Below are 13,486 nucleotides of genomic sequence, written 5' to 3' on the forward strand. Positions count from 1 at the left end.
ATGCCCCAGGCAATATCTCAGCCGCGGTCGGCTTGCGAAATCGGCGCCTGGAAGCTGAGGCCTAAGTCCCAGGGGAAATAGATCCAGGTGTCCTGCGAGACCTCGGTGATGAATGTGTCGACGAGAGGACGCCCGAGCGGCTTGGCGTAGACGGTGGCGACATGCGCCCTTGGCAGCAGCGCGCGCACGGCCCTGACGGTCGCGCCGGTGTCGACGAGATCGTCGATGACGAGAAGGCCTTCCCCGCCATCCTGTCCGATCTGCGGCGATACGCTCTTCAAGACCTTGATCTCACCTTGGACGCTTTCGCCGACATAGCTCGCGACGCAGAATGTGTCGATGATCCGCATGTCGAGTTCGCGCGCGACGATCGCCGCCGGCACCAGTCCGCCCCGGGTGATCGCCACCACGCCCGAAAAAGGCATGGCCCCGCTCAACCGCCAGGCGAGCGCCCGCGCATCGCGATGGAATTGATCCCAGGAGACATGAAAGGCTTTTTCAACAGGGGTATTTTTCTGCGCCGGCGGAACAGGCATTTTCGCTCAGACCCGCTCCTTGAGGAGACGCGCGACCAAGGCTTCGATCGAAGCCGCGGCGACGCCGACCTGCTCCCTGTCTTTGCCGCGGACAACTATCTCATTATGAAACCGGCCATCGCGGAACGAAGGATAGGAGCCGATCGAAAGCTCCGGGCTGGCCTCGGCAAGGGCGGCGAGGTCTGCGGCATAGGCGCCCTCCGGCAGTTCGCCCGCCGCGACCGTCTGCGCCAGCATTTTGGCGCCAGTCACAAGTTTCGGCGCGACCTTATCGAGCATGGATTGCATGATCGCGGGAACGCCGGCCATGACAATGACATTGGAGATCCAGAACCCCGGCGCCTTCGAAATCTCATTTTCGATCAATTCGGCGCCATGCGGAATCCGCGCCATGCGCCGGCGCGCCTCGTTCAGGTCCTCCGGCTTGATCCGCTCCAGCAACAGGCTTATCGCCCGAGGATCCACCGAAATTCCGACGCCCAGGGCGCGCGCCACGGCGTCGGCGGTGATGTCGTCATGCGTCGGCCCGATCCCGCCGGTGGTGAACAGGTAATCGTAGCGCGTCCGCAAAGCATTGACCGCGGCGATGATTTCAGCCTCAACGTCGCCGACGACGCGCACCTCGCGAAGATCGATGCCGATCTTGGTGAGATAATCGGCAATATAGCCGATATTGCGGTCCTTGGTGCGCCCCGACAGGATCTCGTCGCCGATGACGAGGATCGCCGCCGTTACGGAAGCCGTATGCGTCATGGTCGCTCTCCTCCCGAGCTTGCTACCATGAAACAAATCGCAATTCGACCGGTTCAGCGGCAAAAGGCATGATTTCCGCATGAACGCGGCAAGCGCCCTCGAACTGGTCCGGTGCAGCCATGCCGTCCGAAACAATCGCCGAGCAGAAGGCCCGGGAGGCCCTCGCGGCGAATCCTTTTCCGCCAACGCCCTGGGTCACGGTCACGAATGAGGGCATCGTCATCGCAACGGGATACAGCGAGGCGCTGAACCGTCTCTTGCGCTGGGTGCCGAACGCCAAGTGGCGGCCGGCCAGGCGGTCCTGGGTGATTCCCCTGTCTGGCGCCGAGGCGGTTCGCGCCGTGCTGCCGGAAATCACCCGGCTCGCCGACGCCGCGCAGGAACTGGACGAGGTTGCTCCAGCTCCCTCGGCGGCGCCTGCGGCGGCCGTCCCGAACAATGATCCAACGATTGCCTTGGCCAAGGCGGCGGAGCTGCTCCACGGCCCAAACTGGCGCGGCATTCTCGAGCAGAAGCCCAGCGACGCCCCGGTCCTTGAATGGATCGCGGGACAGCGCTCGCCAGATCCGGCGGATCCCAGGCTCGCGGCATTCATCGCCGGCCTTCGGGCCAAGGCCGAAGCCCTGGCCCAAGCGGCGGACCAGATCGAGGCGAGCCTTGGCGCGGCGGCGATTGAAGAACAGGCAAGGTCGCGGCGGCCATGACGGACTATATTCCCGAACTCAGCGAATTGCGCATGGTCCGGCGGGCGCCCGATGGCCCACTGCCTTTCAGCAAGGAAGACAAAAGCTATGTTGTCGCCTGTTTCAAGGATGTCGAAGCCAGTTTTGGCGTCAGCGGATGCGCGGAGGCCGCCGCCGGGGAAGGGTCGGCGCGGGCGCTGATCAAACAATTGATCGAATGGTGGCGCACGCTTGGGCCTGAGACGCAGGACCAGCGCGACGCCTATGGCCGCATGCCGGGCGCGATCAGGCTTATTGACACGGTGGCGACATGGGTCGAAGAGCAGGACGCGCGAAGGCGCGGCAAAGCCGACGCGACATGAGCGCCGGCAAAAAGCTTGGTCTTGTCGTTATGCCCCGGTTGGACCATAGTCGATCGGGCGCGGACGCCGTCAGCGCCGCCGATGGAGCGCGCGCGGCTAAGACATTTTCGAGCAAGGCGGGCGCGGGCTTGCATCAAGAAAATGCGACAAGACAAAGAGTGAGAGCTGCTTTCTGTTTCCTTCGGATCTGAAAGCGCTCTAAGGCCCTGGACCCACTCCATGAGCAAAAGTTCAGTTATCCGGGTGACGCATCGGGCTCTGGGCGCAATGCTCCGCCTCACCGTCGCGGAAGGATTATCCTTCGACCTGACCCTGGAGGAGGCGCGCACGTTGGCCCGCGCGCTTGCAGCGGTCCGCAACGGCAATAGCAATGTCGACGAGATCTATATGAGCCCCATTGCCAGCGACGGGGATTTCTCGGCCAAGGTCACCCCGGATGGATTGCTGCTCGATGCGCGCAAGCCCCCGCTGCGCTTGGCGTGGCCGGAAGTCAGTGAGATTGCGGGAGCCCTCGCCGAACTCGCGGGCGAAGGCTAGAGCATTATCGAGAGAGGCGGCCCCCGGCTCGCGTTAAGAAAAAGCAACAAAGCTAGAGCCACTTTTCTTGATTTCCGCGGTCTCACCATTCCCCAATCAAATGCAGCGCGATTTCCCGGCGCTGCGGCGCGCTCCGGTGTTCAAATACATAGACGCCCTGCCAAGTCCCCAGAACCATCTTGCTCGACGTAATGGGGATTGACAGCTGAACCTGCGTCAACGCCGCTCTGATATGGGCTGGCATGTCATCCAGGCCCTCGGTTCTATGACGGTAGCGCGCGGGGTCCTCCGGAGCGATCGCCGCAAAGAACGTTTCAAGATCGGCGCAAACATCCGGATCGGCGTTTTCCTGGATCAGCAGAGAGGCCGAGGTATGGCGGCAGAAGACCGTCAACAGCCCGAGTGAGATATTCTGTCCGCCCACCCACTCGGACACTTCCCGAGTGATTTCGACAAGTCCTTTGCCAGGGGTTTGAATCTGGAGGGCGTGAAGCGCTTGGCGCATGGCGTCGCCTTGGGTTCTAGATCACGATGCTTTTAGATGGAAACATCCAAAAGCATGAAACTGATCTATTGTTGCGGAAAGAGCGGGACTTAACGCGAAAAACCGGTTTCCACTTTTTCGCATCCCGCTCTAGGCCGCGCCCCTCGGGATATGAACGCGCCCTCTTAAGATCCTACCGCACCTCGAAATCGAGCGGCTCTGCATCCTTAACGCCTTCGAGCGCGAAGTGCCACCATTCCTGGGGCAGGTTCACGAAGCCGTGCCGCTGCATCAGGGTGAGGAGCTTGGCCCGGTTGGCTTTGGCGGACTTGCCAATTGCCGGATTTTCCGTCGCCGAAGCGGCGTCGAAGAGATCGAAGGGCGTGCCGAAGTCGAGCCCTATGATCCCGAGATCGACCGCAATGCCTTTGGAATGGGCCGAGGCCTTGGCGATATAGCCGAGTTCGAAAAGCGACTGCTTGTCGATATGGGGATAGTAGATTTCCTTCATCGCCTGATCTTGCGCGTCGGCGGCCCAGGCGATGAAAGCCTCGGTCGCCCGCTGCGGCCGGTAGCAATCATAGACGACAAGGCGGAGGCCTTCGCTTTCGATCTCCTTTTGCACGGCGGCGAGCGCTTCCGCCACTTCCCGGCGCAGCCAGCATTGCGGCGCCTGATAGCCGGGGACCGACCTGCCGGTGAAATTATTGGCGCTGGCGTAGCGGATGTCCTGCTTGACGCCAGGGGCGATATCGGAGAGGCGGACGAAATTTCGCGGCGGCTCGCCGCTCGCGGCGGCGGCCCCGCACAGGGAGCAGAGCGTCGAACAGAGCGTCAGCAGCGTCACCGCGGCGGAAAGACCCTCACTCATCCTCGATTTCCTCGCTGAATTCCTGCGCCCTTGGCTTGACCGCACGACGCAGAGCTTTGCGGCAAATGCGGCAGGGACGCCATAAACTTCCCGCGAAAAAATCGCCACGCCAACGCCAATTTATCTCTTTTCACATATTTGCGGCGCATGTTTGCGCATCGCGAAGAGGATATTGGCGGCCGACCTTGTTTGGCTATCCCGCCGGGGCCACATCAGGCCGGGTTCAAATCGCCGGAGCGTTTTCCTTGGGACGGTTTTCAGGGACGCTCTCAGGCCCGCCAGGTCCTGACCCGTCGCCCAAACGGTTCAGACCGCGCGAGATGGAAAAGGACCGGGAGAGCAAGAGATGAGCGACAGGAACGGTTTTGACAGGGCGGCGGTCCGGCCGCCGATTTTCATGCCGGCCTATCTTCCTCCGCAAGCGCTCGCGGGGGTGCGGACGCGGCGCATCATGGCCGTGCTTCTTGACCTCGTTCTCGTCTCGATCCTCTCTTTCGCGCTATGGCTGGCGCTCGCCGTCCTGACCCTCGGGCTTTCGCTCCTGATCCTGCCGCCGCTTTTTCCGTTCGTCGCGTTTTTCTACAATGGCTTGACCATTTCAGGCTGGCGGATGGCGACCCCTGGCATGCAGGCGATGGACCTTGAGATGCGCCTCATCGATGGCCAAAGAACGCCTTTCCTAAATGCCGCGGCGCATGCCGTCCTGTTTTACGTCAGCTGGATGTTCCCGCCGGTTTTTCTGGTCTCGCTTCTGAACGACAATAAAAGATGCCTGCACGACATTCTCGCCGGCGTGATCGTCACGCGGCGGCCAATCTGGTAAGCCACGCGCCCATCTGTCCTTCGCAGCAAATCCTTTGCGGCGCGCGGAGAAAGCGATAGCCTGCGATTCCGGCCGTTGAACCTGGAACATGAGGACCGACGAGATTGACGCGAGAACCGCGCGACGCACCGCAGTTTTATCTGACGGCGCCCTCTGTTTGCCCTTATCTCCCGGACCGCCAGGAGCGGAAGGTCTTCACCCATCTGATCGGCGGCCGCGCCGTGGCCTTGAACGATCAGCTCACGCTGTCAGGTTTCCGCCGTTCGCAGACCATCGCCTATCGGCCGGCCTGCGAGCGCTGCCGCGCCTGCGTCTCAGTCCGCGTCAAAGTCGCCGAGTTTCGCCCCTCGCGCAATTTCCGCCGGGTGCTCGAACATAACGGCGACCTGAGCGGGACAGTGGGACGCGCCGAGCCGACCTCGGAGCAATATTCGCTGTTCCGGCGCTACCTCGACGCGCGGCACGGCGAGGGCGGCATGGCCGACATGACCGTCCTCGACTATTCGATGATGGTCGAAGACAGCCACGTCGAGAGCCGCCTCGTCGAATATCGCGTCATGAACGGGGAGACCCAAGGCAATGGCGGTCAGCCGCTCGTCGCCGCCTGCCTGACCGATCTGCTCGCCGACGGCCTCTCGATGGTCTATTCCTTCTATGCGCCGGACGAACAGCAGCGTTCGCTCGGCACCTATATGATCCTCGATCATATCGAACGCGCCCGCCGCCTCGGCCTGCCCCATGTCTATCTCGGCTATTGGGTCGAGGGGTCACAGAAAATGGCCTATAAATCCCGCTTCCTGCCGCAGGAAAGGCTTGGCATGAATGGCTGGGAGCGCGTGGAATAGGGCGTTTTCTAGCGAAGCGGAGGCCTGTTTCCATCAAGCAAATGCGCAAGCCAAAGCGAAGAAGCAGCGTTCCCGCTCCGCCGCATTGGAAAGCTACATCTAATTTTCATCGCCCGCACGTCGCAGAACTGGCGCCATTTTTCTTACTCTATTATATTTGTCCGGTGGTCTGCGATGAACCTCAACCGACGGAGAATGCGTATGGCCCTTCAACTCGGCGCGCTAAGAGACGCTCTGATTGACGCCGGAGCGAAGCCGGAGAAGGCCGATAAAGCGGCTGAGGAGTTGGCGGGATATGAAAACCGGCTGGCGAGCATTGATGCGCGACTGACTCCGCTTACCTGGATGAGCGGCTTCAATCTGGTCCTGACGTCAGGAGTCCTTTGGCGCCTGCTTTCGCACTGATTAACGCCAAGCATCAGCCTGCTGCAGGCGCGGCTCAGCATCAATGGCTGGGAGCGCGTGGAATAGCGCAAGCGCTTTGCCAGAGCGGCTATATCGATGCTCGGAGCATTGCAATCGCATCTCTTGCCGCCTTATCGACGGCATGTACGCCGCGAATCCAGGCGACTTCTCTCGATATTCTCGTCCGAGCTTACCCGGATCAACTTGCGAGCCATGATGCAACGGATCTCATCTACATACAGGCCAGACGTTCTTATGGACCAGAGTTAATAACTATTGATATGCGTCAACGCCATTAAACAATAAAAGCCTATATTGCGCCCATGCCCGGAGGCTGAAGAGATGAAACTCCGCAAGATTATTGCAAGAGCCCTCGGCATTGCGTGCGTCGCAAGCGGCGTCGCGGCATCCTGCCTTTCGACGCCCGCCATGGCGCAAGACGCGGCCTATATGTCTTGTGGAGAACTCTGGCATGCGCGCAACGCGATCTATGCGCGCAATGGCTATTGCTTCGAAACGCCGCGCGCGCGGGCGACCTTTGGGCCGGGCTGCTTCCCGCCCTATGGTGAGTTGCACGGCTGGGAACGAAATCGCGTGGGCGAGCTCAAAATGTGGGAACGCCGGAAAGGCTGCTAATCCCCGCGCCCGCATCATCCGATCAAGGCGGACGCGCGCTTCAACCGAAGCGATTGTTCTTCGGAAACCCTCGCGGCGGCAAGCGGCCAGCTTCAGCGCGATTGCCGATCCAATCCTTCAGATCGGCGGCGGCAACCGTAAAGACCCGCCCAGACGAGTCCTTCCAGGTCAGGCCGTCCGCGAGCGCAAACACCTTGGCGTCGGAAATGCCGCCATCGCGATATTTTTGCAGGCGGACGCCTTTGCCGCGCGCCATTTCCGGCATCTGCTCGAGCGGAAAGACGAGCAGCTTGCGATTCTGCCCGATCACCGCGACATGATCGCCCTCAGCCGGAACGATCAGCGCCGCGCTTGCCGGCTTATCGACATTGAGCAGCAGCTTGCCCTTGCGGGTGCCCGCCAACATTTCGTCTTGCGTCGCGATGAATCCGCGCCCGTCACCCGCCGCCACAAGCATTTTCATGCCTGGCGCATGGGGAAACACCGCAACGATCGTCTCGCCTTCGCCAATGTCGGCGAGGAGGCGCAGCGGTTCGCCCTGGCTGCGGCCGCCGGGAAGCTTGCCGGCGTCGAGCGTGAAAATCTTGCCGTCGCTTGCGAGCACGAGAATTTTCGACGTGGTCTCGGCAAAGAACGCGGCGTCAAGACTGTCGTCGCCCTTGAACTGCAGCCCCGAGAGATCGGCAACCTGGCCTTTGAGCGCTCGGATCCAGCCTTTTTGCGAAACGACGACCGTTACCGGCTCCCGCTCGATCATGGCGCTTGAAAAGTCGATGTCGGCAAGGTCGGGCGGCTCCCCGAAGCTGGTGCGGCGGCGCCCGATTTTCGTCTCGGGTCCGTATTTCTTTTTCAGCTCGCGAATTTGTCCGGTGATCGTCTTCCATTGCTTGACGGGATCGCCAAGCAATCCCTCGATCTCGCGTTTCTCCTTGACGAGATCGTCATGTTCGCTTCGAAGCTGCATTTCCTCGAGGCGGCGCAAACTGCGCAACCGCGTGTCGAGGATGTAATTCGCCTGTATGTCGGTGAGGTCGAACGCGCTTTTTAAGGCCTCCTTGGGCTCGTCCTCCTCGCGAATGATGCGGATGACCGCATCGAGATTGAGGAAGACGATGAGCATGCCGGCGACGACTTCGAGGCGGTGCTCGATCTGTCCGAGCCGATGCCGCGAACGGCGCAGGAGGACGTCGCGGCGATGGTCGAGCCATTGCTGCAGGGCTTCCTTGAAGGAGACGACGCGCGGCACGACGCCATCGACGAGCACATTCATGTTCATCGGAAAGCGGGTCTCGAGCTCGGTGAGCTTGAACAATTGCTCCATCAAGAGGTCGGGATCGACCGTGCGCGCGCGCGGCTCGATGACGACGCGCACATCCTCGGCGGATTCATCGCGAATATCGGCGACCAGCGGCAGTTTCTTATCGTTCAAAAGTTCGGCGATCTTTTCGATCAGCCGGGATTTTTGCACCATATAGGGGATTTCGGTGACGACGATGACCCAGCCGCCGCGCCCCGCCTCCTCCTTCGACCAGCGCGCCCGCAGCCTGAACGATCCGCGCCCGGTGCGATAGGTTTCGGCGATCGAGGCCTTGGATTCGACCAATATGCCGCCGGTCGGGAAATCCGGTCCCGGCGCGAAGGTCAGCAATTGATCGCTCGTGGCATCCGAATGCGCGATCAGATAAAGCGCCGCGTCGCAGAGTTCGGCGAGATTATGCGGGGGAATCGACGTCGCCATGCCGACCGCGATTCCCTGCGCGCCATTGGCGAGGAGATTCGGCAAGGCGGCGGGCAGGACCACGGGCTCGTTCTGGTCGCCCGAATAATTCTCGCGAAAATCGATCGCGTCCTCGTCGATGCCCTCCAGCAGCAGGCGGGCGACATCGGTCATCCGCGCTTCGGTGTAGCGATAGGCCGCGGCGCTGTCGCCGTCGATATTGCCGAAATTGCCCTGCCCGTCGACCAGCGGATAGCGCGAGGAAAAATCCTGGGCGAGCCGCACCAAGGCGTCATAGATCGCCTGATCGCCGTGCGGGTGGAACGAGCCCATCACGTCGCCGACGATTTTCGCGCATTTTTTGAAGGCCGTCCCAGGATCCAGCCGAAGAATCTGCATGCCATAGAGGATGCGCCGATGCACCGGCTTCAAGCCATCGCGGGCGTCCGGCAAGGCCCGGCCCATGATGGTCGACATCGCATAGGCGAGATAGCGCTCTTCCAGCGCATCGCGCAGATTGACAAGTTCGGCGCCCCCGGTCGAGGGCGGGGTCGGAGGAGAGAGGTTTTTTGCCATGCCGCAGGCCTAAACGACCGGCCCTCGCCGCGCAAGTTCTGTTTTTGTTCTAGAGCATGATGCCGAAAAGTGGAAACCGGTTTTCGGACGACATCATGCTCTAACTTTTTTATGAGAGGCGGATTTAAGACTTTGGACGGAATCGCGTTGCGATCCCGTCCAAAGTCATCCGGCTCTAGGCGCAGGCTAAACTCCCCACGCCGGAAAATGTGAGGTGTGGCGGCGCTGCACTAGTTCGGCGCAGGGCCCCAGGCTACCCAGCATGAGCGCTCAGGTTGGGCTTATCAGGATGAGCTTGCCGAAGCGGGGTCGCAAAGTGCGGCGCCACACATGTGAAAGTTCAATAATCGTGGAACTTCAACAAGGCCTAAGCATTATCGCGGCGAAGCTGCGTCGTCGCCTTGATGCCGGGCTTTTGAAAATGGAATCGACATGAACAGAGTGGCTTCGATTTTGGGTTTGGCAATGAGTTTTGCCGTGATTTTTTCCGCCTATTCGGGAACGCCCGATGCGTCCAGCGTCGAGACGCAAACGGCCCAAATGGCCGATGCCTCAGGCAAGAGCTGCATCAGCCGCGAATTCGCGCTCGATGAAGGCTATGGCGTCACCCGCACCGAAACCCGTCTCGTCTGCTCGGAAGATTGAGCGCATCCAGGTTGAGAGCACATTAGCGCTGCGTCGGCGACAAATAATCCTTTAGCACCGCTACGACGGCCCCGATGAGGCGCTGCAAATCCGCCTCATCGATCGTGAAGGCCGGGGTCAGATACACAATCTTGCCGAAAGGCCGCACCCAGACGCCGGCCGCGACAAAGCGGCGTTTCAATTCATTGATGTCGTCGATCCTGTCGAGCTCCACGACGCCGATCGCGCCTTTGACGCGAACATCGACGACGCGCGAAAAATTTCGGCACGGTTCGAGGCCGAGCCTCAATGCGGCTTCGATCTTCGCCGCCTGCTCCAGGCGCGGCTCGCGCGCGAAAAGATCCAGCGAGGCGTTGGCGGCGGCGCAGGCGAGCGGATTGGCCATGAAGGTCGGGCCATGCATCAACGCGCGGCCGAAATCCTCCGACAAGAAAGTTTCAAAAATCGCGGCAGTGGCGATGGTCGCGGCAAGGCCCATCGTCCCGCCGGTCAACGCCTTCGACAAAGTGACGATGTCGGGCGCGACATCGGCCGCCTCGCAGGCGAAGAGCGTTCCGGTCCGGCCGAAGCCGGTAAAAATCTCATCGAAAATCAAAAGGAGATCATGCCGGTCGGCCGCTTCGCGCAGATAGCGCAAGGTCTCGGGATCGTGAAAAATCATCCCGCCCGCGCCCTGAACGAGAGGCTCGACCAGAATCGCCGCAACCTCCCCGGCATGGCGCTCCAGCAGCGCGTCGAAAGCCTCGCGGCGCAAAGCGTCCGTCGGAAGCTCGGCAATGATCTGGCTCGGCAGGACTTTTGAGAAAAGCCGATGCATTCCCTCGTCCGGATCGCAAACCGCCATGGTCGCGAAAGTATCGCCGTGATAGCCGCCCTTGAAGGCGACGAAGCGGTTGCGTCCGGCAATCCCACGGTTCAGCCAGAATTGCACCGCCATTTTCATCGCGACCTCGACCGCGACCGAGCCGCTGTCGCTAAAGAAGACGCGATCGAGCGGTTTGGGGAGCAGCGCGGCGAGGCGGAGCGCTAGAGTGAGGGCCGGCTCGTGCGCGAGGCCGCCGAACATGATATGCGGCATCGCGCCCAGCTGAGCGATCACGGCCTCGCGGATATGAGGATGATTATAGCCGTGACAGGCGGTCCACCAGCTCGCGATCCCATCGACGAGTTCGCGCCCATCGGCGAGGGTTATCCGCGCGCCATTGGTGCGGACGACGGGCAAAGGCGGCGGCGCCGTCTTCATCTGGGCATAGGGCAGCCAGATGTGCGGCAGGCCTTGGGATAACCAATCGGGCGGGTCGGGGCTCATTTTTGTGCTCTGGTGGGATAGGCGCTTTAGCGCCGCGCCCAGCCCAGGTCAACGGAGCCGGAAGACCGGCGGCGGCTCGGTTTGGATTTCAGCAATGGGTGGGTTTCCGCCAGTCCGGTCCCGGGCCTGCAATTTGGAAAGCGGTCATTCTGTTTATGGCGTGGCCTGGCCGAAGCGTAACGACAGCTTTGGAGACAGGGAACCTGGACAGCTGCCGCTCACTCACCGACGAGAGAATGGATCTATTTTACTCGGTCTCGTTCACTCCGATTCGGCCAGATTGCGCGAGCTGGAAGCGCTTTCCTCCCGATCGCCCCCCTGTTCGGTCATATCGATAAAGAGCATGAGGTCCTGCGGGCTAAGCGACCATGTTTTGCCCTTGTGCTCTCGCGCTTCGCGAATGAACGCGTCAAGTTTGTAAGCCTGCTCGACGGAGCGGATTTGGTCGATCTTTTGCGCGAGGGGCGCCGCCGCGCGCTCATCTATATGCAGCAACGTAGTCATGAGCTCATAGCTTTGCTCGCATTCGAAATCCTCACCGGTTGCCATGGATAGGAAGTCGATCACTCGTGCCGGCGTGTCCGCGTAGACACGTGCGAGTTCCTCCACCAAATCGATGATGACCTTATCCCAGGTGGCGAGGACAAAGCCCTTCTGGTCCATGTCCTTCAGCATCGTCACAACGATTGCGTCGTGATCGATCAGTCTCTTTGGATGATATAGCCTCTTTTCCTGAATCCGATTGCGGATATCCTGGTGGTAAGCGCCATCTGCGATAATCTTGATATTCTGCTGATCAAGAATTGATTCTATTCTGTTCTCAATCGAATTCAGAGATTTTCCCGGCGAGATGCCGAAGTACCCGAGAAACTGCTTTAGGTCGAGTTTGTCGCCCTTCTGCCTCAGGGTCTCGGCAATGTGTGTGTAGTGGCTGATGTAGGCGTTCTCTGAGGCACGAAGTGTCTCGCGCGCCTCAACCGGTAGCGAATTATAGATCTCCAACCGTTCGAGGGCTCCCTGGCCGTGGGCCGCCATTTCATTGAGGTAGACCCGCGGCACGACCATCTTAATGCCGTGCGCATCGCACGCCCGCTTCAGGGCGGTGGCGGCCAAACCGTACCGCGACTTAGCTTCGACAAACGCCAAGCCGAACAAGACTGGCATCGCGACGCTTGCGTCTAGGACCATGCATAAGTCCGTTCGACGCCCCAAGGCGCGATAGATGTCAAAGGAGTTCGTCGAGAATATCTGATCAACCGTCACGCCGTACTGCCTCAATCGGGCGGTGGCGGTCGCCGCCAACGCGTCGTAGACCGCAGACCGCTTGCGACTCAGCCCATGCCCAGCGAGGAGGCTGCTTAAGGACGTTTCCAAGGGCCCCTGACCATCGAGATCGCGGTTCCGTACGAGAAGTTCGAGCGCGATGTCCAGCAGCCTTTCAGCGGCTTCGCTCTCCAACCCGGTCACCTCGGTCAGGGCCGCCACGTCGGCCTTGCGAGCAGCAAGAAACTCAGTTTCTGCGGCCTGCATAACCAGCAGCTCCCCCTCACTCAACCGGAGCCCATTTGCCGCTTTCTGCACGCGCCCGGCTATTCGGAGGCGCGTCAGGGCAGACTTAGCCGCGCGATCAACGTTCTCACCAGGAATTGCTGTGGCGACCTGCTGAATAAGCTCCGTCTCCGATGTGTCCGGTCGCCTCAGGAGTTGCGCCCGGAGATTGGCTTCGATGACTTCGTCGCGAAGCTCTCGAGCCTCCTGCGAAAACAGGAGCACCGTACTGATCGCTATGTCCTTTGGGTCAGCATGAAGCTCCAGCGGCACCGCCATGCCGAGCATTTCATATGACCGTCGAATGACGCCTGGTCGAGAGAGCGCGGTGGAGACCCTGCGCAAATCAGCGATCGTGAGGTCGATATGCCCCTTCCCCTTGTATTGGGTGTCAAGGAACTTCTGCTCAGCCTCCGGCCCAATTGGCCGGTTCGTAACGAAGATGAGGTGGCGTTTTCCAGCCTCAAGCGTCTTTAATGCCTCGTCGTTGATCTTCGTCTCCCAGTCCTTCCGGACGCTCAGCTGAATACGAAGGTCTCCACGCGAACAAACCACATCACGCCCGCCATCTCCGGCGCCATCGACGATGCTGAGATCTTGATAGCCGCGCTGCTCAAGGTACATGAGCGCGACGTCGTAGAACCGCTTTTCTTCGAGATGCTGGATCGCAGTCTTGAGAGCTGAAAAATACAAGGTGGTCGTCCGAAATGCGGTGGGTCAAGGGTCAGTGGTCGCCTATATATTAAAAGATAGCCG

At 60.7% G+C, this 13,486-nt stretch carries 15 protein-coding genes; 8 read left to right on the top strand and 7 right to left on the bottom strand.

The annotated features are described in order from the left end of the window. Positions 1–17: 17 nt before the first annotated feature. Together gpt and DL86_RS11615 are read right to left on the bottom strand one after the other, a co-directional pair. On the bottom strand, positions 18–536 hold the full coding sequence (gene gpt, locus DL86_RS11610; RefSeq protein ID WP_036261531.1) for a xanthine phosphoribosyltransferase: 519 nt from the start codon (positions 534–536) through the stop codon (positions 18–20). A gap of 6 nt (positions 537–542) precedes the next feature. Continuing rightward, positions 543–1,289 (bottom strand): competence/damage-inducible protein A, encoded by a 747-nt coding sequence (locus DL86_RS11615; RefSeq protein WP_036261533.1) that lies wholly within the window; start codon positions 1,287–1,289, stop codon positions 543–545. Between the two features lie 119 nt (positions 1,290–1,408). Here DL86_RS11615 and DL86_RS11620 point away from each other — a divergent pair, with 119 nt between their 5' ends. The 3 genes from DL86_RS11620 (at position 1,409) to DL86_RS11630 (ending at position 2,871) form a co-directional block, all read left to right on the top strand. Then, positions 1,409–1,993, top strand: a complete 585-nt coding sequence (locus tag DL86_RS11620; protein ID WP_036261534.1) for a hypothetical protein — start codon at positions 1,409–1,411, stop codon at positions 1,991–1,993. Continuing rightward, positions 1,990–2,334, top strand: coding sequence for a hypothetical protein (locus tag DL86_RS11625; RefSeq protein WP_036261536.1), 345 nt, complete (start codon positions 1,990–1,992; stop codon positions 2,332–2,334). The genes DL86_RS11620 and DL86_RS11625 overlap by 4 nt, the downstream gene beginning before the upstream one ends. Positions 2,335–2,553: 219 nt before the next feature. Further along, positions 2,554–2,871, top strand: coding sequence for a hypothetical protein (locus DL86_RS11630; protein ID WP_036261538.1), 318 nt, complete (start codon positions 2,554–2,556; stop codon positions 2,869–2,871). Positions 2,872–2,953: 82 nt separating this feature from the next. Here the strand turns inward: DL86_RS11630 and DL86_RS11635 are convergent, their stop codons facing one another. Beyond that, the gene (locus DL86_RS11635; RefSeq protein WP_036261540.1) at positions 2,954–3,376 is read right to left on the bottom strand and encodes a secondary thiamine-phosphate synthase enzyme YjbQ; all 423 of its coding nucleotides are present in this window, start codon (positions 3,374–3,376) and stop codon (positions 2,954–2,956) included. A 172-nt stretch (positions 3,377–3,548) separates the two neighbouring features. Continuing rightward, a complete protein-coding gene (locus tag DL86_RS11640) occupies positions 3,549–4,226 on the bottom strand; it encodes a M15 family metallopeptidase (RefSeq protein WP_036261652.1) in 678 nt (225 codons plus the stop codon). 346 nt (positions 4,227–4,572) lie between these two features. Between DL86_RS11640 and DL86_RS11645 the strand changes: the two genes are divergently transcribed. The 4 genes from DL86_RS11645 (at position 4,573) to DL86_RS11660 (ending at position 6,935) form a co-directional block, all read left to right on the top strand. Then, a complete protein-coding gene (locus DL86_RS11645; protein ID WP_036261542.1) occupies positions 4,573–5,049 on the top strand; it encodes an RDD family protein in 477 nt (158 codons plus the stop codon). 104 nt (positions 5,050–5,153) lie between these two features. After that, positions 5,154–5,894 carry an arginyltransferase gene (locus DL86_RS11650; RefSeq protein ID WP_036261547.1) on the top strand — a complete coding sequence of 247 codons (741 nt, stop codon included), beginning with the start codon at positions 5,154–5,156 and terminating at the stop codon, positions 5,892–5,894. A gap of 201 nt (positions 5,895–6,095) precedes the next feature. Further along, positions 6,096–6,299, top strand: a complete 204-nt coding sequence (locus DL86_RS11655) for a hypothetical protein (RefSeq protein ID WP_036261550.1) — start codon at positions 6,096–6,098, stop codon at positions 6,297–6,299. Between the two features lie 342 nt (positions 6,300–6,641). Continuing rightward, the gene (locus DL86_RS11660; protein WP_036261552.1) at positions 6,642–6,935 is read left to right on the top strand and encodes a YARHG domain-containing protein; all 294 of its coding nucleotides are present in this window, start codon (positions 6,642–6,644) and stop codon (positions 6,933–6,935) included. Between the two features lie 40 nt (positions 6,936–6,975). Here the strand turns inward: DL86_RS11660 and parC are convergent, their stop codons facing one another. Beyond that, on the bottom strand, positions 6,976–9,228 hold the full coding sequence (parC, locus tag DL86_RS11665; protein WP_036261555.1) for a DNA topoisomerase IV subunit A: 2,253 nt from the start codon (positions 9,226–9,228) through the stop codon (positions 6,976–6,978). Between the two features lie 432 nt (positions 9,229–9,660). Here parC and DL86_RS11670 point away from each other — a divergent pair, with 432 nt between their 5' ends. Next, positions 9,661–9,873 (top strand): hypothetical protein, encoded by a 213-nt coding sequence (locus DL86_RS11670; protein WP_156964607.1) that lies wholly within the window; start codon positions 9,661–9,663, stop codon positions 9,871–9,873. A 22-nt stretch (positions 9,874–9,895) separates the two neighbouring features. On the opposite strand, the gene DL86_RS11675 is transcribed toward DL86_RS11670, so the two are convergent. Both DL86_RS11675 and DL86_RS11680 read right to left on the bottom strand, forming a co-directional pair. After that, positions 9,896–11,182: an adenosylmethionine--8-amino-7-oxononanoate transaminase gene (locus tag DL86_RS11675; protein ID WP_036261559.1), complete on the bottom strand. Its 1,287-nt coding sequence runs from the start codon at positions 11,180–11,182 to the stop codon at positions 9,896–9,898. Between the two features lie 261 nt (positions 11,183–11,443). Next, complete coding sequence (locus DL86_RS11680; RefSeq protein WP_036261562.1) at positions 11,444–13,423, bottom strand: restriction endonuclease; 1,980 nt, start codon at positions 13,421–13,423, stop codon at positions 11,444–11,446. Between the last annotated feature and the right edge of the window lie 63 nt (positions 13,424–13,486).

Source organism: Methylocapsa aurea (assembly GCF_000746085.1).
Taxonomy (GTDB): domain Bacteria; phylum Pseudomonadota; class Alphaproteobacteria; order Rhizobiales; family Beijerinckiaceae; genus Methylocapsa; species Methylocapsa aurea.